The organism is Rhizobium sp. BR 314, from assembly GCF_047445805.1.
In the GTDB taxonomy this organism is placed as follows: Bacteria; Pseudomonadota; Alphaproteobacteria; order Rhizobiales; family Rhizobiaceae; genus Rhizobium; species Rhizobium lusitanum_B.
On sequence record NZ_JARWLA010000121.1, the window covers coordinates 1 to 515 of the forward strand.

General features: G+C 62.1%; 1 protein-coding gene. It reads left to right on the forward strand.

Annotated features, from left to right (window positions below):
• Positions 1-20: 20 nt before the first annotated feature.
• Positions 21-515: IS5 family transposase (locus tag QD461_RS36710; RefSeq protein ID WP_414091646.1), on the forward strand; the 495-nt coding region annotated here is incomplete at its 3' end.

The window sequence follows — 515 nt, forward strand, 5'->3', positions numbered from 1 at the left end:
CTATTGGGTCTGTCAGCGTCATGCCCTTCAAACACAATGCCGGCCGCCGCCATCGCATCGGTAAGATGAAGTTCAAAGTGACCAATTGGTCGGAGTATGAGGCAGGCCTTCGCCGACGCGGCAGCTTGACGCTGTGGATGACCGCTGAAGCTTTGTCGCAGTGGCAAGCGCCGAAGCGCACGACCCGCGGCGGTCAGCCGCGTTACTCTGATCTAGCGATCGAGACCGCACTGACGCTGGGACTGGTGTTCGGCCTGCGTCTCCGTCAGGCAGAGGGATTGCTGATATCGGTGCTGCAACTGATGGGGTTGGCTCTCAGCGTGCCCGATCATACCACGCTCAGCCGGCGCGCAAGCACACGGCGATCGCCTGCCACACGGCAAGGTCGCGGGATTCCCGGAGAACGGCCCGTGCACGTTCTCATCGATAGCACTGGGCTTGAAGTCTACGGCGCCGGCCAGTGGCAGGAGGAAAAGCATGGCGTCAGGTCGCGGCGAAGCTGGCGCAAACTGCAT